Source organism: Faecalibacterium sp. BIOML-A4 (assembly GCF_009679665.1).
Lineage (GTDB): Bacteria > Bacillota > Clostridia > Oscillospirales > Ruminococcaceae > Faecalibacterium > Faecalibacterium taiwanense.
Genome location: NZ_WKZG01000003.1, coordinates 173,617 through 191,997, shown reverse-complemented (window position 1 = coordinate 191,997; position 18,381 = coordinate 173,617). Strand labels below are relative to the sequence as shown.

Annotated in this window: 17 protein-coding genes; 12 read left to right on the top strand and 5 right to left on the bottom strand. The window is 57.8% G+C overall.

The genetic code is table 11. The annotated features are described in order from the left end of the window. Window positions 1–12 precede the first annotated feature (12 nt). From GKG34_RS03665 to rfbB, 4 genes are all read left to right on the top strand, one after another. Window positions 13–822, top strand: a complete 810-nt coding sequence (locus tag GKG34_RS03665) for a glycosyltransferase (protein ID WP_154255620.1) — start codon at window positions 13–15, stop codon at window positions 820–822. Between the two features lie 325 nt (window positions 823–1,147). After that, window positions 1,148–2,035: a glucose-1-phosphate thymidylyltransferase RfbA gene (gene rfbA, locus GKG34_RS03660; protein WP_005944568.1), complete on the top strand. Its 888-nt coding sequence runs from the start codon at window positions 1,148–1,150 to the stop codon at window positions 2,033–2,035. 21 nt (window positions 2,036–2,056) lie between these two features. Continuing rightward, complete coding sequence (gene rfbD / locus GKG34_RS03655; protein WP_154255619.1) at window positions 2,057–2,974, top strand: dTDP-4-dehydrorhamnose reductase; 918 nt, start codon at window positions 2,057–2,059, stop codon at window positions 2,972–2,974. Between the two features lie 18 nt (window positions 2,975–2,992). Continuing rightward, entirely contained in the window at window positions 2,993–4,057 is a 1,065-nt protein-coding gene (gene rfbB / locus GKG34_RS03650; RefSeq protein ID WP_005944564.1) for a dTDP-glucose 4,6-dehydratase, read from the top strand. Between the two features lie 127 nt (window positions 4,058–4,184). On the opposite strand, the gene GKG34_RS03645 is transcribed toward rfbB, so the two are convergent. After that, window positions 4,185–4,784, bottom strand: a complete 600-nt coding sequence (locus GKG34_RS03645; protein WP_005944562.1) for a hypothetical protein — start codon at window positions 4,782–4,784, stop codon at window positions 4,185–4,187. A 447-nt stretch (window positions 4,785–5,231) separates the two neighbouring features. Here GKG34_RS03645 and GKG34_RS03640 point away from each other — a divergent pair, with 447 nt between their 5' ends. The 8 genes from GKG34_RS03640 to GKG34_RS03605 all read left to right on the top strand — a co-directional run bounded on the left by GKG34_RS03640 (window position 5,232) and on the right by GKG34_RS03605 (window position 13,128). Next, window positions 5,232–5,816, top strand: a complete 585-nt coding sequence (locus GKG34_RS03640) for a DUF3793 family protein (protein ID WP_005944560.1) — start codon at window positions 5,232–5,234, stop codon at window positions 5,814–5,816. A gap of 446 nt (window positions 5,817–6,262) precedes the next feature. Further along, window positions 6,263–6,478: a FeoA family protein gene (locus GKG34_RS03635; RefSeq protein ID WP_005944556.1), complete on the top strand. Its 216-nt coding sequence runs from the start codon at window positions 6,263–6,265 to the stop codon at window positions 6,476–6,478. 82 nt (window positions 6,479–6,560) lie between these two features. After that, a complete protein-coding gene (locus GKG34_RS03630) occupies window positions 6,561–6,782 on the top strand; it encodes a FeoA family protein (RefSeq protein WP_005944554.1) in 222 nt (73 codons plus the stop codon). Window positions 6,783–6,807: 25 nt separating this feature from the next. Further along, complete coding sequence (feoB, locus tag GKG34_RS03625; protein WP_005944552.1) at window positions 6,808–8,994, top strand: ferrous iron transport protein B; 2,187 nt, start codon at window positions 6,808–6,810, stop codon at window positions 8,992–8,994. 36 nt (window positions 8,995–9,030) lie between these two features. Next, on the top strand, window positions 9,031–9,213 hold the full coding sequence (locus tag GKG34_RS03620) for a FeoB-associated Cys-rich membrane protein (protein ID WP_044954063.1): 183 nt from the start codon (window positions 9,031–9,033) through the stop codon (window positions 9,211–9,213). 110 nt (window positions 9,214–9,323) lie between these two features. After that, window positions 9,324–9,728, top strand: a complete 405-nt coding sequence (locus GKG34_RS03615) for a MarR family transcriptional regulator (RefSeq protein WP_005944549.1) — start codon at window positions 9,324–9,326, stop codon at window positions 9,726–9,728. Continuing rightward, complete coding sequence (locus GKG34_RS03610; RefSeq protein ID WP_347563418.1) at window positions 9,725–11,455, top strand: ABC transporter ATP-binding protein/permease; 1,731 nt, start codon at window positions 9,725–9,727, stop codon at window positions 11,453–11,455. The genes GKG34_RS03615 and GKG34_RS03610 overlap by 4 nt, the downstream gene beginning before the upstream one ends. Before the next feature lie 2 nt (window positions 11,456–11,457). After that, on the top strand, window positions 11,458–13,128 hold the full coding sequence (locus GKG34_RS03605) for an ABC transporter ATP-binding protein (protein WP_154255618.1): 1,671 nt from the start codon (window positions 11,458–11,460) through the stop codon (window positions 13,126–13,128). Window positions 13,129–13,190: 62 nt separating this feature from the next. Here GKG34_RS03605 and GKG34_RS03600 read toward each other — a convergent pair whose 3' ends face one another. The 4 genes from GKG34_RS03600 to GKG34_RS03585 all read right to left on the bottom strand — a co-directional run bounded on the left by GKG34_RS03600 (window position 13,191) and on the right by GKG34_RS03585 (window position 18,375). Beyond that, window positions 13,191–14,228: a GDSL-type esterase/lipase family protein gene (locus tag GKG34_RS03600; protein WP_097781552.1), complete on the bottom strand. Its 1,038-nt coding sequence runs from the start codon at window positions 14,226–14,228 to the stop codon at window positions 13,191–13,193. Window positions 14,229–14,433: 205 nt separating this feature from the next. Then, complete coding sequence (locus GKG34_RS03595) at window positions 14,434–16,170, bottom strand: class I adenylate-forming enzyme family protein (RefSeq protein ID WP_154255617.1); 1,737 nt, start codon at window positions 16,168–16,170, stop codon at window positions 14,434–14,436. A gap of 221 nt (window positions 16,171–16,391) precedes the next feature. Further along, window positions 16,392–17,321 carry an ATP-binding cassette domain-containing protein gene (locus GKG34_RS03590; protein ID WP_154255616.1) on the bottom strand — a complete coding sequence of 310 codons (930 nt, stop codon included), beginning with the start codon at window positions 17,319–17,321 and terminating at the stop codon, window positions 16,392–16,394. 1 nt (window position 17,322) lies between these two features. Beyond that, a complete protein-coding gene (locus GKG34_RS03585; protein WP_154255615.1) occupies window positions 17,323–18,375 on the bottom strand; it encodes an ABC transporter ATP-binding protein in 1,053 nt (350 codons plus the stop codon). Window positions 18,376–18,381 lie beyond the last annotated feature (6 nt).

Sequence of the window (18,381 nt, the reverse complement as noted above, 5' to 3'; positions counted from 1 at the left end):
AGGAATTTTTGATTGAAAAGAGGAACCCCGGTGGAGCTTTCTGCTTGTATCGTAGTTTATAACGGCGCGGAGGAAGCGCTCAGGGCGGCACAGACCGTGCTGGACTGCACCCGCCGCCACCCGCTGACACTGTATCTGGTGGACAACGCCAGCCCGGACGGCAGCGGCCAGTGCCTTGCAAAGGCCGCGAAGGACGGCACCCTGCACATCCGCAAGGGCCAGAAGGTGGAGGTGCTCTGCCGCACAGAGAACGGCGGCTTTGGCACCGGCCACAACACGGTGCTCAGCCTGCTGCAAAGCCGGGTGCACTTTATCCTGAACCCGGATATCCAGCTCACTGCGGATACGCTGAGTGACCTTGCGGACTGGATGGCACAGCACCCCGGCGTGGTGATGGCGCGGCCCGCACTCACCTTCCCGGACGGGCGGCCCCAGCGCCTGCCGCTGCGCCGGTGCAGTGTGCGGGCCATGGTGTACCGCCAGCTGCCCTGCCTGAAATTCTGGGCAAAGTACAACGAGCGCTATCTCATGGCGGACAAAGACCTGACAAAACCCACCGAGATCGAGTTCTGCACCGGCAGCTTCTCGGCCGTGGACACTGCGGTGTTCAAGGCTGTGGGCGGCTTTGACGAGGACTACTTCATGTACGTGGAGGATGCCGACCTCACCCAGAAGATGCGCACCCGGGGCAAAGCGTATCTGGTGCCCCAGTATACGGCCATCCATGCATGGCACCGCGCCGCGCACCGCAGTCTGAAGCCCTTTTTGTGGCAGCTGCGCAGCCTGCTGCGCTATTTCTCCAAGTGGGGCTTTGCGTGGTAACTCCCCCAGTCAATGCCTGTGGTTGCCAGCCCCCTCGGAGAGGGGGCCTTTTGGGCGGAACAAATGCGAGATTGAAGGAGTTTCAGAACGGCTTTTCCGGAAAATTTTTCGGGAAAGCCGTTCTTTCTTGCTTTTTGTGTGATTTGATAGTAAAATAAAGTGAACTGCTATCCCATTTTGCCGTTCCGGGCAGGGGAGAGCAGCCCCAAAATCGTTTACAGCGGACGCAGCTCCGCTTTGAATCCATACGTCATCCGGGCGGTCTTCCGTCTGGGCGGCGTACAGCTGCACAACTTTTCAATCTATTTTAAAGGAGTGCACAAATATGAAAGGTATCATTCTTGCCGGCGGTGCCGGCACCCGGCTTTACCCGCTGACCATGGTCACCAGCAAGCAGCTGCTGCCGGTCTACGACAAGCCGATGATCTATTACCCCCTGTCCACGCTGATGCTGGCAGGCATTCAGGACATCCTGATCATCTCCACCCCGACCGATACGCCTCGCTTTGAGGCGCTGCTGGGTGATGGCAGCCAGTACGGCATCCATCTGCAGTATAAAGTTCAGCCCTCTCCGGACGGTCTGGCACAGGCCTTCATTCTGGGCGAAGAGTTCATTGGCGACGACTGCTGCGCCATGATCCTGGGCGATAACATCTTCTACGGCAACGGCTTCTCCAAGATCCTCAAGACCGCCGCCGCCAATGCGGAAAACAAAGGCCGCTGCACCGTGTTTGGCTATTATGTGCAGGACCCGGAGCGCTTTGGCATCGTGGAGTTCGACAAGGACGGCAAGGTGCTCAGCGTGGAGGAAAAGCCTCAGCATCCCAAGTCCAACTACGCCATCACCGGCCTGTACTTCTATAACAAAGAGGTCGTGAAGATGGCAAAGCAGGTCAAGCCCTCTGCCCGCGGCGAGCTGGAGATCACCACCCTGAACGACATGTATCTGAAGAAGGACGAGCTGGATGTTCAGCTGCTGGGCCGCGGTTTTGCATGGCTGGACACCGGCACCATGGACAGTCTGGTGGAAGCAGCCGATTTTGTGCGCATGATCGAGAAGCGTCAGGGCATCAAGATCAGTGCGCCGGAAGAGATCGCCTTCAAGTACGGCTGGATCGACCGCGACACCCTGCTGGAAAGCGCTGAGCGCTACGGCAAGAGTCCTTACGGCCAGCACCTGAAGAACGTTGCAGACGGCAAGCTGCGCTATTAAGCAAAAGAGAGGCATACCCATATGAAAATCATTGTTACCGGCTGCAAGGGTCAGTTGGGCACCGAGATTCTCAAGCAGCTGCGCGAAGGCCGCAGCGAGATCGGCCCCATCCCCGAAAAGCTGCTCAATGCCACGGTGATCGCCGTGGACCTGCCGGATCTGGATATCTCCAACTACAAAATGGTGGACGAGTTCATCCGCCGCAACCGCCCGGATGTCATCATCAACTGCGCTGCCTACACCAATGTGGACGGCTGCGAAGTGAACCATGATGCCGCCTTCAAGGCAAACGCCCTCGGCCCCCGCAATCTGGCACAGGCAGCGGAAAAGACCGGTGCACGACTGGTACACGTCTCCACCGATTATGTGTTCTCCGGCCGTGAGAACGGCGGCGTTGCACAGGACGAAGCCACCATTCCCGGCCCCATCAGCGCCTATGGCTCTACCAAGCTCATGGGCGAAAAGTATGTGGAGCAGTTCTGCCACCGTCACTTCATCGTGCGCACCGCGTGGCTCTACAGCTACTACGGCAAAAACTTCGTCAAGACCATCGTGAACGCAGGCAAGAAGTTTGGCAAGCTGGAAGTGGTCAATGACCAGTGCGGCAACCCCACCAACGCGGTGGATCTGGCCCACGAGATCCTGCAGTTGTGCGTGACCCACGAGTACGGCCTGTACCACTGCACCGGCGAGGGCATCTGCTCGTGGTATGATTTTGCGTCCGAGATCATCCGCCTGTCCGGCGTGGATGCCGCTGTGGCACCCTGCACCAGCGAGGAATACAAGGCAAAGCACCCGGACAGCGCCGACCGCCCCAAGTGGAGCGCACTGGACAACCGGATGCTGCGCTGCACCGTGGGCAACGATGTGCGCGACTGGAGAGACGCTCTGGCCTGCTTCTTCGCCCACTGGGACGGCGACAACGGGATGAAAGACTGAAAAGAGGAAATTGAACCTATGAAAACCTATCTGATCACCGGCTGCGCCGGTTTTATTGGCTCCAACTTTGTGCATTATATGCTCAAGAAATACCCGGAGATCCTGCTGGTCAATCTGGATAAGCTGACCTACGCCGGCAATCTGGAAAACCTGAAGGATGTGGAGGGCGACCCCCGCCATGTGTTCGTGCAGGGCGATATCTGCGACAAGGAGCTGGTGGAAGGCCTGTTCCAGAAGTACGATTTCGATTACGTCATCAACTTTGCCGCCGAGAGCCACGTGGACCGCTCCATCAAGAACCCCGAAATTTTTGTGCAGAGCAACGTGATGGGCACCGTCAACCTGCTGCAGCGCGCCAAGGAAGCATGGTATGATGCCGATGCCAAGACTTGGAAAGAGGGCAAGAAGTACCTGCAGGTGTCCACCGATGAGGTGTACGGCGCACTGGGTGCGGACGGCTACTTTATGGAGACCACCCCCCTGTGCCCCCACAGCCCCTATTCTTCCTCCAAGGCCAGCGCCGATATGTTCGTTATGGCATTCCACGATACCTACGGCATGCCCGTGAACATCACCCGCTGCTCCAACAACTACGGCCCCTACCAGTTCCCGGAGAAGCTGATCCCCCTGATGATCAACAACGTCAAGCACCACAAGCAGCTGCCCGTCTACGGCGACGGTATGCAGATCCGCGACTGGCTGTATGTGGAAGATCACTGCAAGGCCATCGACATGGTAGCCAACGGCGGCAAGATCGGTGAGGTGTACAACGTGGGCGGCCACAACGAGCGCCCCAACATCTTCATCGTCAAGACCATCATCAACCAGCTCCACGACCGTCTGCAGGACGAGGGCATCAGCGAGGACCTCATCAAGCATGTGGCCGACCGTCTGGGTCACGACCGCCGCTATGGCATCGACCCCACCAAGATCAAGAACGATCTGGGCTGGTACCCCGAGACCCCCTTTGAAAAGGGCATCGTGCTGACCATCGACTGGTACCTGAACCATCAGGAGTGGATGGACCATGTCACCAGCGGTGATTACCAGAACTACTATCAGGATATGTACAAGAATAAGTAACAGCCTGTAAACCAAGCAAAACCAAAAGCCGGACAGCCCGCAAGCTGTCCGGCTTTGTTCGGTTCAAGGGGTGCTCTTCCGCTTTGCTATATGGCACCTTGGTCTTACCGGCGGCGCGAAAGCCATTTCAAATCGTCCCGCTTTGGGTGGTGTCTACCACAAAATCCGCCGTCTCCGCAATGTGGTACTGGGCAAAATAGCCCTCCTCCAGCGGCACCCACCGGGCGGCAAAATTGGCATATCGCTCCCCCTCCCGCGCCTGCAGGCGGCGGGTCTGCTCTTCTTTTGCGTAGGTCAGGAACACCCGCAGCGTTTCGTAACCGGTCAGCAGCGGGTGGTGGCTGTAGCTGCCCTCCAAAATCACCAGCGGCTGCGCGGCCAGCTCCCGCGCGGGCAGGTACGCACCCTCGCGGCAGGAATAGGCACGGTACTGCACCGCCTGGCCCTCGTAGGCTGGGCGCAGGGCTTCGTCCCGCAGGCGGGCAAGGTCCATATTGGCGCAGGGCGTTTTCTCCCAGCCGCGGATGCGCTGTGCAGGCGGCAGGTAAAAATCATCGGTGTGCAGGGTGATGCTGGCCGGAAACTGCCGGGCCAGCGTATTTGCAAGGGTGGTCTTGCCGCTGCCGCAGCGGCCATCCAGCGCCAGCACCAGCGGCTTTGTGGGCTGCTGTGCCAGTGCGGCGGCAAGAAGGGAGATCAGGCCCGGCGGTGCAATGTTCTGTGGCATGGATGCGTGCTCCTTTTATAAGATAGAACCCTCTCAGTCATTGCTGCGCAATGCCAGCTCTCCCGAAGGAGAGAGCTTTTGAATGCGCTGACTCTATAAAGAGCTCCCCCTTCGGGGGAGCTGGCGCGTTAGCGCCTGAGAGAGTTTTCCTTATTATACCATACCGTATCTCAAAACGGTAGAATGCACAAAAAGCGAGGCGGAGAAAACTGCGGTTTGCCACGAATAACTTTTTTCAAGAAAAGTGTTGACAACGGCCCACCGCTGTGGTAAGATACAGTCACGTTAGAAATAACTAACCACAAGAAACAGATCGGCAGGCCGAAGCCTTGAATGCTCCGCGCAAAGCTGCTTCTTTTTTGGAATCGGGGTTAGAAATATCTAACTCATAACCACGGCGCATCCGGGGAACAATAGCCCGGAGAAACAAGGCGGGAGGGCGCAGACATGGAGCGTAATTTTGAAACGGTCATGATCGAACAGTGTGCCCCGGTGCTGGCAAGCCTGAAACCGGCAGGCCTGTTCCGCTATGAGACCCGCGACTGCGCCGACCTTGCGCGCCGGGTGAAAAACTGGAACACTCAGCTGAACCCCAAGGGCCTGCGTGTGCGGGTGCTCAAGGGCTGCGTGCTCAACCACCGGTATCTTGTGTATGTCTACCGCGAAAGTAGGCTGGCTGCCGTGCTGGCAGATGAAAAGGTGCAGAGCTTTCTGCGGCAGGAGGGCTACCGCCTGCCGGAAGCGGGCGAAGCACCGGATGTGGGCAATATGCTCACTCAGCTTTCCCGCAAGCTGTGCTGTTCGGCAGAATTTCCGCATGAGATCGGGGTGTTCCTTGGCTATCCTCTGGGCGATGTTGTGGGCTTTATCGAGAACCGCGGCAAGAACTTTACCTGCTGCGGCTGCTGGAAGTCCTATGGCGACCCGGATGCAGCGCAGAAGCACTTTGACCAGCTGAGCAAGTGCACAGCAGTCTATCTGCGGCTGTTCCACAGCGGAACACCGATTCTCCGCCTTGCCGTGGCGGCTTAAAATTTGTCATTCTCTTTTCAAATACTCTCTTTTTATCCTGGCACCTGCTGGTGTCCACGCACTGGCAGGAAAGAAATCCTCCTTTTGACACGCGGCCGCGCGGTGCAGACTGGCCACTGTACCGCGCGGCTGTGTCATTTGCAGCAAAAGAGCACAGCAGGGCAGAGAAAAAAGCTTTGTGATAGTTTACAAGATGCAGCCAAAAAAGAACAAGAAAATGTAAACAATGGCTAACTTTGATTCAATAATTTGAGTTAGTTGTTGTTGATTGTGGTGAAAAAACGGAAAAAATCGGGCAGAAAAATTGTTTGTTCATATGAACTAACTTTTAATTGTGAAAAAACTATTGACATAAAAGGTTAGTGAGCGTAAACTATCCACGTTGGTAGTTGCGGCTGACTAACCGCAGCGATATCCCAGATTCAAACAGGAAGGGAAGCGGAAGTATGATGCCTTTGACAATGGCAAAAGCAGGGGAGACCGTCACCATCAAAAAGATCACCGGCAAGGACGAGATCCGGCTGCATCTGGCAGAGCTGGGTTTTGTGGTGGACAGTGAGGTAACGGTCGTCAACGAGATCGCAGGCAACCTGATCATTCAGGTCAAGGAGAGCCGCATCGCGCTAGACAAGACCATGGCAAACCGTATCATGATTGGCTGAACAGTGCCCCGGCGCTGTTTGGGAGCTGCTCCGAAACTGGAATAGTCTCTCTATAAAGACAAGCAGAGGAGGATGGTTAAGTATGAAAACTCTGAAAGACGTAAAGGTCGGCGAGACTGCTACTGTGGCAAAGCTGCACGGTGAAGGCCCGGTCAAGCGCCGCATCATGGACATGGGCATCACCAAGGGTGTTGAGATCTATGTCCGTAAGGTGGCACCTCTGGGTGACCCCATGGAGCTGACCGTGCGCAACTACGAGCTGAGCGTGCGCAAGGCCGATGCTGAAATGATCGAAGTAGTCTGATCCCAAAGGGAGGAAGGATTAAGCAATGAGCATTAAAATTGCACTTGCCGGCAACCCGAACTGCGGTAAAACGACCCTGTTCAACAATCTGACCGGCTCCAACCAGTATGTCGGCAACTGGCCCGGCGTTACGGTGGAAAAGAAGGAAGGCAAGCTGAAGGGCGATAAGGATGTTATCATTCAGGACCTGCCCGGTATCTACTCGCTGTCTCCGTACACGCTGGAAGAAGTGGTTTCCCGTACTTATCTGGTCAAGGAGAAGCCCGATGCCATCCTGAACATCATCGATGGTACCAACATTGAGCGTAACCTGTACCTGACCACCCAGCTGATCGAGCTGGGCATCCCGGTGGTCATGGCTGTGAACATGATCGATCTGGTGCGCAAGAACGGTGATAAGATCGACCTGAAGAAGCTGAGCGCAGAGCTGGGCTGTCAGGCGGTGGAGATCAGCGCACTGAAGGGCGAGGGCACCGAGGCTGCTGCAAAGGCTGCTGTGGCTGCTGCAAAGGCTACCAAGGCTGCTGAGCTGCCCCATGTGTTCACCGGCAGCGTGGAGCACGCCATTGCCCACATCGAAGAGTCCATTCAGGGCAAGGTGGATGACCGCTTCCTGCGCTGGTATGCCGTCAAGCTGTTCGAGCGCGACGAGAAGGTCATGGACGAGCTGAAGCTCGACAAGAGCCTGACCGACCACATCGACCAGCACATCAAGGACTGCGAAGCTGAGATGGACGATGACGCTGAGAGCATCATCACCAACCAGCGCTATGCATATATCAACACCGTCGTGGGCAAAGCTGTTAAGAAAAAGGCCCGCGTGGAGCACCTGACCGTTTCCGATAAGATCGACCAGATCGTGACCAACCGTATTCTGGCTCTGCCCATCTTCGCACTGGTCATGTTCCTGATGTACTCCCTGTCCATGGGCACCTCCATTGCAGACGGCGGCTGGGCCATTGGTACCTTTGCCACCGACTGGACCAACGATGTCCTGTTCGGTGAGATTGTTCCCAATGCTCTGGGCGGCTTGCTGGAGAGCATCGGCGTGGCAGGCTGGCTGTACGGCCTGATCATGGACGGCATCGTTGCCGGTGTCGGCGCAGTCCTGGGCTTCGTTCCCCAGATGCTGGTGTTGTTTTTCCTGCTGTCCATTCTGGAGGATGTGGGCTATATGTCCCGTGTCGCCTTCATCATGGACCGTATCTTCCGCAAGTTCGGCCTGTCCGGTAAGAGCTTCATCCCCGTGCTGGTCGGTACCGGCTGCGGCGTGCCCGGTGTTATGGCTTCCCGTACCATCGAGAACGAGCGCGACCGCCGCATGACCATCATGACCACCTGCTTCATCCCCTGCGGCGCAAAGATGCCCATCATCGGCCTCATCGCAGGTGCGATGTTCGGCGGTTCTTCTCTGGTGGCTGTCTCTGCTTACTTCATTGGCATGGCTGCCATCATCTGCTCCGGCGTGATCCTGAAGAAGACCAAGCTCTTCGCAGGTGATCCCGCTCCCTTCGTGATGGAGCTGCCCGCATACCATGTGCCTGCATGGGGCAACGTGTTCCGTGCAACCTGGGAGCGCGGCTGGTCCTTCATCAAGCGCGCAGGCTCCGTCATTCTGGCCGCTACCGTTGTGCTGTGGTTCCTGCAGGGCTTCGGCTTCGAGAACGGTGTCTTCGGCATGGTCGAGGATCAGGACAACTCCGTGCTGGCTGCGATCGCTACCAAGGTCGCATGGATCTTTGCACCTCTGGGCTTCGGCAACTGGCGTGCAACTGTCGCTTCCGTCTCCGGCCTGATCGCAAAGGAGAACGTGGTTGGTACCTTCGGTGTTCTGTATCACTTCGGCGGCGAGCTGTCTGAGAACGGCGATGAGATCTGGGCTGCTGTTGCGCAGGACTACACCGCTCTGTCGGCTTACGCCTTCATGATCTTCAACCTGCTGTGCGCTCCCTGCTTCGCTGCTATGGGCGCCATCAAGCGCGAGATGAACAACGGCAAGTGGACCGCCATCGCCATTGGTTATATGTGCGCTCTGGCTTACTGCGCCGCTCTGGTGGTGTACCAGCTGGGCGGCCTGATCACCGGTGAGATTGGCTTCAACTTCTTCACCATCGTGGCTGCTGTTGTTCTGGTGGCCTTCATCTACCTGATGGTGCGTCCCAACAAGTATGTTGGCGACAACGAGGTCAAGATCGACGTGACCAAGATCTGATCGAACCGCATGACATTGTGAAAGGGTGTGTTTTGTATGATGGAATTCCTCGCTGCAAATTTTAATCTGCCCACGATCATTGTGGCAGTCATCGTGTTTGGCGGTGTGGGCTGGATCACATGGCACTCCCACAAGCATGGCGGCGGCTGCAGTGGGTGCAGCGGCTGCGGCGAAGGCGGCTGCAATGGCAGCTGCAGCGGTTGCAGCGGCTGTCACTGAGCATTGAAATGATCCGCAAAGGGCGCGGGCTGGAAGTTTCGGCTCGCGCCCTTTTTTTAAAAGAAAAAAGTTAGCCTTGAGTAACATCAAAACGAAAGAGAGTGATCGGGATGGAACTTACGTCGGCGCATCTGCGCTATCTGCTGGCGATCTACGAAGTCTCACAGACCCATCTGGATATCAGCTCCCGCAGCATTGCCGAAAAGCTTGGCGTGACCAAGCCCTCGGTGGTGCGTATCATGAATCTGCTCATGGAGCGCGGCATGATCGTAAAGGAGCACTACGGCAAAATCTATATGACAGACCGGGGCATCTGGGTGGCAAAACAGGTGGATCGGGAGCTGAAAACGATCCTGACCCATTTCCCGCCGGTCAGTGAGCCGCTGAGCGAAGAAGAGCGCTTTACCGCTGCCCTTGCCATGACCAGTGCACTGCCGGAGCGCATCTTTACCGGCGAATATGAGCGTCTGTTTGGCAGTGATGCAGAAAAAGCAGAAACGGAGAAAGCCCAGTGATCAACAAAAAATTGCTGTCCTTTGACCGCGGTGCGCTGCGGTATGTGGGAGCCAATGTGGCTTTCCAATGGCTGGGGATGCTGTGCAACGTGATCTTTGTGCGGGCCATTGCCCAGCTGGTGGGCGTAGCCTTTGCGGGCAGCCTGACCAGTGCACAGCTGTGGCAGAACCTTGTGCTCTGCCTTGCCACGGTGCCCATGCGCTTTGCCTTTACCATGCTGGCATCGGCCATGAGCGATCAGGCTTCCAAGGATGTCAAGCGCACCCTGCGCAGCAGCATCTACGCAAAGCTTGCCCGCCTTGGCCCCAACTACACCGAGACGGCGGCCACCAGCGAGGTGGTGATGCTGGCCAGCGAAGGTGTGGAGCAGATCGACACCTACTTTGCAAAATACCTGCCGCAGCTGTTTTACAGCCTGCTGGCACCCGTTACCCTGTTTGTGCTGCTGGTGGGTGTACACGCACGGTCAGCCATCATCCTGCTGTGCTGCGTGCCGCTGATCCCCATGTCCATTGTGGCAGTGCAGAAGTTTGCCAAAAAGCTGCTGGCAAACTACTGGGGCGAATACACCACCCTTGGCGACAGCTTCCTTGAGAACATTCAGGGCCTGACCACCCTGAAAATTTATCAGGCCGACGGCTGGAAGCATGAGCAGATGAATGCGCAGGCCGAGCGCTTCCGCAGGATCACCATGAAGGTGCTCACCATGCAGCTGAACTCGGTGACACTGATGGACCTGATGGCTTACGGCGGTGCGGGCCTTGGCATCATCAGCGCGGTGGCTGCATTTGCGGCAGGCCGGCTGACCCTGACCGCCACATTGACCATCGTGCTGCTGGCGGCGGACTTTTTCCTGCCGCTGCGGCTGCTGGGCAGCTACTTCCACATTGCCATGAACGGTGCCGCTTCGGCAGAGAAGATCTTCAAGCTTCTGGCAGCGGAAGAGCCTGCCGATGGTGACCGCGTGCCCGGAGAGAATACGACTCTGAAGCTTGAGCATGTCACCTTTGGCTACGAGAAGGATCGCACCATCCTGAACGATGTCTCCTTTACCATTCCACAGGGCAGCTTTGTCTCGCTGGTGGGTGAGAGTGGCTGCGGCAAAAGCACCATTGCGGCGCTGCTGTCCGGCAGCCGCACCGGCTATACCGGCAGCGTGACGCTGGGCGGCGTGCCGGTGCAGGAGCTGCAGCAGGAACAGCGTCTGCGCACCCTGACGCTGGTGCCCCACAACGCCGCCATCTTCAAAGGTACGGTGGAGAGCAACCTGCGCATGGCAAAGCCGGACGCGGACGAGGCACAGCTCTGGGCGGCATTGGAACAGGTGAATCTGGCCGATTTCTGCCGCAGCCAGAACGGCCTGCAGACCGCTCTGCATGAGGGCGGCAGCAATCTTTCCGGCGGCCAGCGCCAGCGCCTTGCCATGGCGCGGGCCCTGCTGCATGATACGCCCATCTACCTCTTCGACGAGGCTACCTCCAACGTGGATGCCGAGAGCGAGAACGACATCATGCAGGCCATTCACAGTCTGGCCGGAAAAAAGACGATCATCCTGATCTCCCACCGTCTGGCAAACGTGGTGCACAGCGACTGCATCTATGCAATGAGCAATGGCCGGGTGATCGAGCAGGGCACCCACGCCGAGCTGCTGGCAAAGCAGGGGGCTTACAGCCGCCTGTATCTGGCACAGCGGCAGCTGGAAACACTGGAAGAGGAGGATGCCTGAGCATGAACAAGAGCAATCATCGCAGCCCCTTTGCCATTGTGGGACGGCTGATCGTACTGGTAAAGCCCATGCTGCCCGTTATGCTGGCAGCGATCGTGATGGGTGTGGCAGGCCATTTCTGCGCCACCTTCATTACCATCTTCGGCGGCTTTGGCATCCTGCGTGCGCTGGGGCTTGCAAGCCCGGTGAGGACCGTGGGCACGGCCTTTGCCTGCATTCTGGTGTTTGCCCTGCTGCGCGGCGTTCTGCGTTACGCAGAGCAGGCATCCAATCACTATATCGCCTTCAAGCTGCTGGCCCTGATCCGCGATAAGGTGTTCGGTGCCTTGCGCCGTCTGACCCCTGCAAAGCTGGAAGGCCGTGACCGCGGCGACCTGATCTCGCTCATTACCGCCGATATCGAAGCGCTGGAGGTGTTCTATGCCCACACCATTTCGCCCATCTGCATCGCGTTCATCTGCGTCATCGGCATGACGGGCTTTGTGGGCAGCTGGCACATCCTGCCTGCGCTGGTGCTGTTGGCGGGCTATCTGCTGGTGGGCGTGGCCCTGCCGGTGTGGAGCGCAAAGCGCGGCGACCGTGCCGCCCGGGAGTACCGTCAGGCACTGGCCGATACCAACAGCTATGTGCTGGAAAGCCTGCGCGGCCTGAAGGATACCCTGCAGTATCAGGACACCGCAGCCCGCGCCGAGGGCATCACGGCCCACAGTGAGATGCTGGGCGAAAAGCAGAAGGCGATGAAATACCGCGAGGGCCTGACCGTGGCCATCACGAACACCTTGATCCTGCTCACGGTGCTGGCCGTGCTGGGTGTGAGCCTGAACCTTTACCAGAGCGGTAAAATGGGCGTGGAGGGCGTACTGGTGTGCACCCTTTCGGCCCTCAGCTCCTTTGGCCCGGTGGTGGCGCTGGCAAACCTTGGTGCCAGCCTGACGCAGGTGTTCGCCAGCGCAGACCGCGTGCTGGACCTGCTGGACGAACAGCCCGTCACCGCCGATGTGACCGACGGCACAGACACCGCATTTGCAGGTGCTGCGGCAGAGCATGTGAACTTTGCCTATGCCAAGGAGGAGGTGCTGCATGACCTGAGCCTGACCATTCCGGAAAAGAAGATCGTGGGCATCACCGGCCGCTCCGGCAGCGGAAAGTCTACCTTCCTGCGGCTGCTGATGCGCTTCTGGGATGTGTCCAGCGGCAGCATCCGCTTTGGCGCAGAGGATATCCGCCGCGTGAACACCGCCGCCCTGCGCGAACAGGAAAGCCTTGTGACGCAGGAGACCGAGCTGTTCGACGATACCATTGAGAACAACATCCGCATTGCAAAGCGGGATGCCACCCGGGAAGAGGTGGAAGCAGCCTGCAAAAAGGCTGCGCTGGACGGCTTTATCCACAGCCTGCCCAAGGGCTATGATACCCCGGTGGGTGAGCTGGGCGGTGCACTTTCCGGCGGCGAGCGCCAGCGCATCGGTGTGGCGCGTGCCTTCCTGCATGATGCACCCTTCCTGCTTCTGGACGAGCCTACCTCCAATCTGGACAGCCTGAATGAGGGCGTGATCCTCAAGGCTGTGCGGGCAGAGTGCAAAGACAAAACGGTGCTGTTGGTCTCCCACCGCAAGTCTACCATGGCTGCGGCAGATATCAGCTTTTCGGTGGAAAGTGGCCGGCTGAGCTGAAAACAGAACAGCGCAAAAAAAGCCTGTCTCGTAAAATGAGACAGGCTTTTTTGATGGAAAGCTCACTTCAGAGCATTCAAAATCTGGTTTGCAATGTACTGGTGGCCCTTAACGGTGGGGTGGCCGTCGGCAGCGGTCTGCGCACGGGGAATGTCCACATAGATCAAGCCTTCCTGTGCGGCAAGGTCTTTGGCAAAGCGGTTCAATTTGCTGAAATAGCGGTTCCATGCGGGCAGCAGAGGCACCGGATTGGTGTAACCCAGCAGCACGATTTTGGCATCCGGGTTCAGTGCACGGATACCGGCCACGATCTGCGGCAGGCTGGCGGTCACATTGGTATAGGCCTGATCGCAGATCTCATCCATGCCGCGGAACAGCAGGCGGTTGGTGGCGCGGCTCTCGTCAAAGGTAAGGGTCATACGGTTCAGCGCTTCGAGGAAGAGCCCCAGCTTCTGGAAGTTGAAATCACGCAGGGCACCGCTGACCATCAGTGCGGCAAGCTGCTCGCTCTTCCAGTTGGTGGCCTCGCCCAGACCTACGATGCAGGGCACCAGCGCGTCGTTGGAGCCGATCTGGATGGAAATGATATCGGCCTTGCGCAGATACTCCTGATATTCCGGGTAGACGTAATATGCGCCGGAAGCCTGATTCATCTTGGGCATGGCGCTGTTCTGCACCATATCCAGCATGTCAGGGCTCATCAGGCCGGGCAGGCCCAGATTGATCGCGTGCTGGCGGTCCAGCCCAAGGCCCTTGCCCACAAGGGCGGTGTAGCATTGGGAAGGGTAGCCCTCAAAGTTCGGCTGCAGATCGTAGCCGATCTGGGCGATGTTGTATTTCATATCGGCAAGGCCGACACCGGAGGTGATGCTGTCGCCCAGCGCCACATAGGTGAGCTGCTGCTCCGGTTCGCCGGCTGTCTGGGCATCGGCGGGCAGGGCGGTCTCCTGCTCGGCAGGCGCTGCGGTCTGCTCCTGCTGCACCTCTGCTGCTTCGGCGGCAGGCAGCTCCGTCTGTTCGTCGGCAGCAAATGCAGGCATGGCCAGCAGCACAAGCGCTGCCGCTGCGGCCAGAAAGCTGGCAAACTTCTTGTTTTTCATTGTAATTCCTTCTTTCTGGAATGACTGCACCTGTGCGGCACAGCTGTTGTCTCTATGATAAAATGGAAAGTAAAAATTGTCAACTGACAAAATTCAAAAAATTGCGGCCATCGCTGCGTCCGTATTCTGCAGTTTCTTCCATACAAAAAAGCTCTCCCTTTCGGGAGAGCTCAGTGTCTGAAAAATTACAGGGTGAAGTTCAGGATCAGTAATCGCGGGGAGTGATCTCTTCTTCCAGCTTGCGGTAGTCCACCTTGCCAACAGGGGTAAAGGGCATTTCGGAGATGAACTTGTAGCCCACCGGCTGCACATACTCCGGCAGCTCTTCATTGCACAGCTGGCGCAGTTCCCGCACGATCTGGCGCTTTTTCTTGTCGCCTTCCGGGTCCAGCACCACGTAGACGAAGGGCAGGCGGCCCTGCACATGGTCCTTATCGGTGCAGCCCACCACCGAGCACTGATGCACGGCCGGGTGGCGGCTGATGACGTTCTCGATCATGGACGGGAACACCTTGAAGCCATCGTGACGGATGATCATGCGCTTGATGCGGGAATCCAGATACACAAAGCCGTCCTCGTCCATGTAGCCGACATCGCCGGTGTGTGCCCAGATCTGGCCGTCTGCATGGCGGCGCAGGATCATGTCGGTCTCCTCGGGCTTATTGTAGTAGCCCTTCATGACGGTGGGGGTGCAGATGCAGATCTCGCCGCGCTCACCGATGGGCAGTTCGGTCTCGGTGCCAGGCTCAAAAATGGACACCACCGTGTTCAGCATGGGAATGCCCACGCTGCCGGGCTTGGTCACGTTGCCGGCGGCAACGGTAGCGGCAGAGGCGACCTCGGTCATGCCATAGCCCTTGGCCAGCGGATATTCCACGTTGTGCGCCTTCAGGAACTCGTTCACAGTCAGCTCAGCGCCCAGCGGCAGCGAGTCGCCGCCGGCGGCATAGTTGCGGATGAAGGAGAGATCCTTCTTCTTCTTGAGCAGCGGAGAAGCTGCCATCTGCTGGTAGTGGGCCGGAACGCCGAACATGTGCTCGGGCTTGTGCTTCCAGATCAGTGCGCCCAGCTTGTCGGGGTCCAGATTGGGGATGATGACGACGTGCAGGCCCATGACCAGCGGCATGTGCACGCCGCAGGCATAGCCGTAGGCAATGAACGGAGGCATGACGTTCATCAGCTTCTGGCCGCGGCAGAACAGGTTGCTCTGGGCGATGAATTCGTGGGCCAGAGAGTTAAAGCTGTCGTCGGTCAGCATAACGCCCTTGGGCGAACCGGTGGTGCCGCCGGTGTGTACCACCACGCAGGCGTGCTGCGGGTCGTAGGGTTCGGCGTTCATGCTCTGATCCTTGCCCTGTGCAATAAAGTCCTTCCAGTGGATCACATTGGACTTGTAGCGGTTCTTATCGGGGTTGGTCAGCTTGTAGCCGACGGCCAGATGCAGCGGCAGGGAGTCTGCAGGGCTGATGACCAGAACGCGCTCCACATTGGTGCGCTTTTCTGCCTTGTGGCAGCGCTCATAGGTCACATTCAGGCAGATCAGCAGGCGGGAATCCACCTCCTCGATGTACTCGTGGATGCCCTCAACGCTGTAGCGCGGGTCCACCAGATTCAGCGTTGCGCCGATCATATCGACAGCGTAGAAGGCATAGATCACCTCGGGGGTCATCACACTGACAACGGTGATGATGTCGCCCTTCTTCACGCCGAGAGCACGGAAGGCGGCCGCGGTTTTCTTGACATTCACAAAGAGGTCTGCAAAGGTGAATTTGCGGCCATAATACTCCAGAGCGGTCTCGCTCAGATGGTTCTTGTTCTGATGGCAGAGATACTCAAAGGCGCTGCACTTGGGCAGGGGCATGTCGATGTATTTCTGGTCATAGTACTTCAGCCAGGGCTTCGCAGTGGACGCATAGAGCGGTTCACGCTGTTCAGTAGTCATAGAATAAAGTCCTCTTTTCTTTCTTCTTCTTTTCATTGCCAAAAGCCGACAACTTTGCAAAGAAGATGAAAGCCGCCGGTCAGAACACGCTAATAACTCAAAAATCAGAATCAATGATGCAGATTCTATTGTAGTGGAGCTGCCGGAGAATGTCAAGAAATAAACTTTGAATGTTGCGTAAAAGAGCCGTAAAACAACGATTCAGCCCGAAATGTTGGGGGTCAGCGCGGCAGCCACTGCTCGGCTTCGGCAGCGCTGCACAGTACAAAATGCTCAGGCCGCAGTTCGCGCCACTGGGGGGCCTCTCTGGAGTAGTCGTGCATGGCGGGGTCGTACACCAGCAGCTTTTTCTGCCGCTCCCGGCGGGGGTCCGGCATGGGAATGGCGGAAAGCAGGCTGCGGGTATAGGGGTGGATGGCGTGGGCTGTCAACTCTTCGGCCCCGGCCAGCTCCACGATGCGGCCCTTGTGGATGACGGCGATGCGGTCGGAGATGTAGCGCATCACGGAAAGATCGTGGGCGATGAACAGGTAGGTGATGCCGCGTTCCTTCTGCAGGCGGCGCAGCAGGTTCAGCACCTGTGCACGGATGGACATATCCAGTGCGCTGATGGGCTCATCGGCAACGATGAACTCCGGCTCCACGATCAGGGCCCGGGCAATGCCGATGCGCTGGCGCTGTCCGCCGGAAAATTCGTGCGGGAAGCGGGAGGCAAATTCCGGCAGCAGACCCACGTCCAGCAGAGCCTGACGCACCTTTTCCTCCTGCTGGGCGGTGGAAAGATCAGGCCGGACGTTCTGCAGGCCTTCGCCCACGATGTAGCTCACCTTGGCGCGCTCGTTCAGCGAGGACTGAGGGTCCTGAAAGATCATCTGGATCTCTTTGATGATCTGCCTGTCCAGCTGGCGGGAAATTCTGCCGTTGATCTTCTGGCCTTTATAAAGGATCTCGCCGCCCGAGGTGGGCAGAATGCGCAGGATGGCCCGGCCAATGGTAGTTTTGCCGCTGCCGCTTTCGCCTACAAGGCCGAAGGTCTCGCCCTTATAAATTTTAAAGTTGGCATCCTGCACAGCTTCATATGCTTTTTTGCCGGAGCCGTAGGTTACGTTCAGGTGGTTCACTTCCAAAAGAACTTCGCGTTCATTTTCCATCTTACAGCCCCTCCTCTCGCAGCATTTTTACCGCAGCAGGCGGCTCGATCTTGGGCGCCCGGGGGTCCAGCAGCCATGTTTTAGCCTTGTGGGTGGGCGTTACCTTAAAGTAAGGCGGGCGCTTGACAAAATCGATCTTCAGCGCCTGCGGGTTGCGGGGTGCAAAAGCATCGCCGCGAATTTCCGCAAACAGGTTTGGCGGTGTGCCCACGATGTTGAACAGGTCCTCGCCCTTCACGCCCATCTGCGGCATACTGGAAAGCAGCGCCCATGTGTAGGGGTGGCGGGGATCGTAATAAATTTCGTCAGCAGTGCCGATCTCCACGATGTCGCCTGCGTACATCACAGCCACGCGGTCTGCAATGTTTGCCACAACGCCCAGATCGTGGGTGATCATGACGATGGTCAGATCGTACTTGAACCGCATTTCCTTCAAAAGCTGCAAAATCTGGGCTTGAATGGTCACGTCCAGTGCGGTGGTAGGCTCGTCGCAGATCAGGATCTTGGGGCTGCAGGCCACCGCAATGGCAATGACCACACGCTGGCGCATGCCGCCGGAGAACTCGTGCGGGTACTGCTTAAAGCGCTTTTCCGGGTCAGAGATGCCCACATCCCGCAGGTATTCCAGTGTTTTTTCCTTGGCGGCAGCACCCTTTAAGCCCTGATGCAGGGCAACGGCTTCCATGATCTGTGCCCCGATGGTCTTCAGCGGGTTCAGGCTGGTCATGGGGTCCTGCATGACCATGGCAATCTCTCGGCCGCGTACCCGCAGCCAGTCCTTTTCGGTTCTGAGGTCAGAAAGGCGCAGCGGCTTGCCGTCCGCCATGCCGTAGTAATCAATGGTGCCGCTGGTAATGGAGCCGTTGGCATCCAGCAGGCCCATGAAGCTCTTGGTAAAAACGCTCTTGCCGGAGCCGCTCTCGCCTACGATGGCAAGCACCTCGCCCTGATAGAGGTCAAGATCGATGCCACGGATGGCGTGCAGCACTTTTCCACGCAGGTTGAACTGGATGTTGACATCTTTTGCGGAGAGAATGAGCTGGTTGTGTTCCATGATATC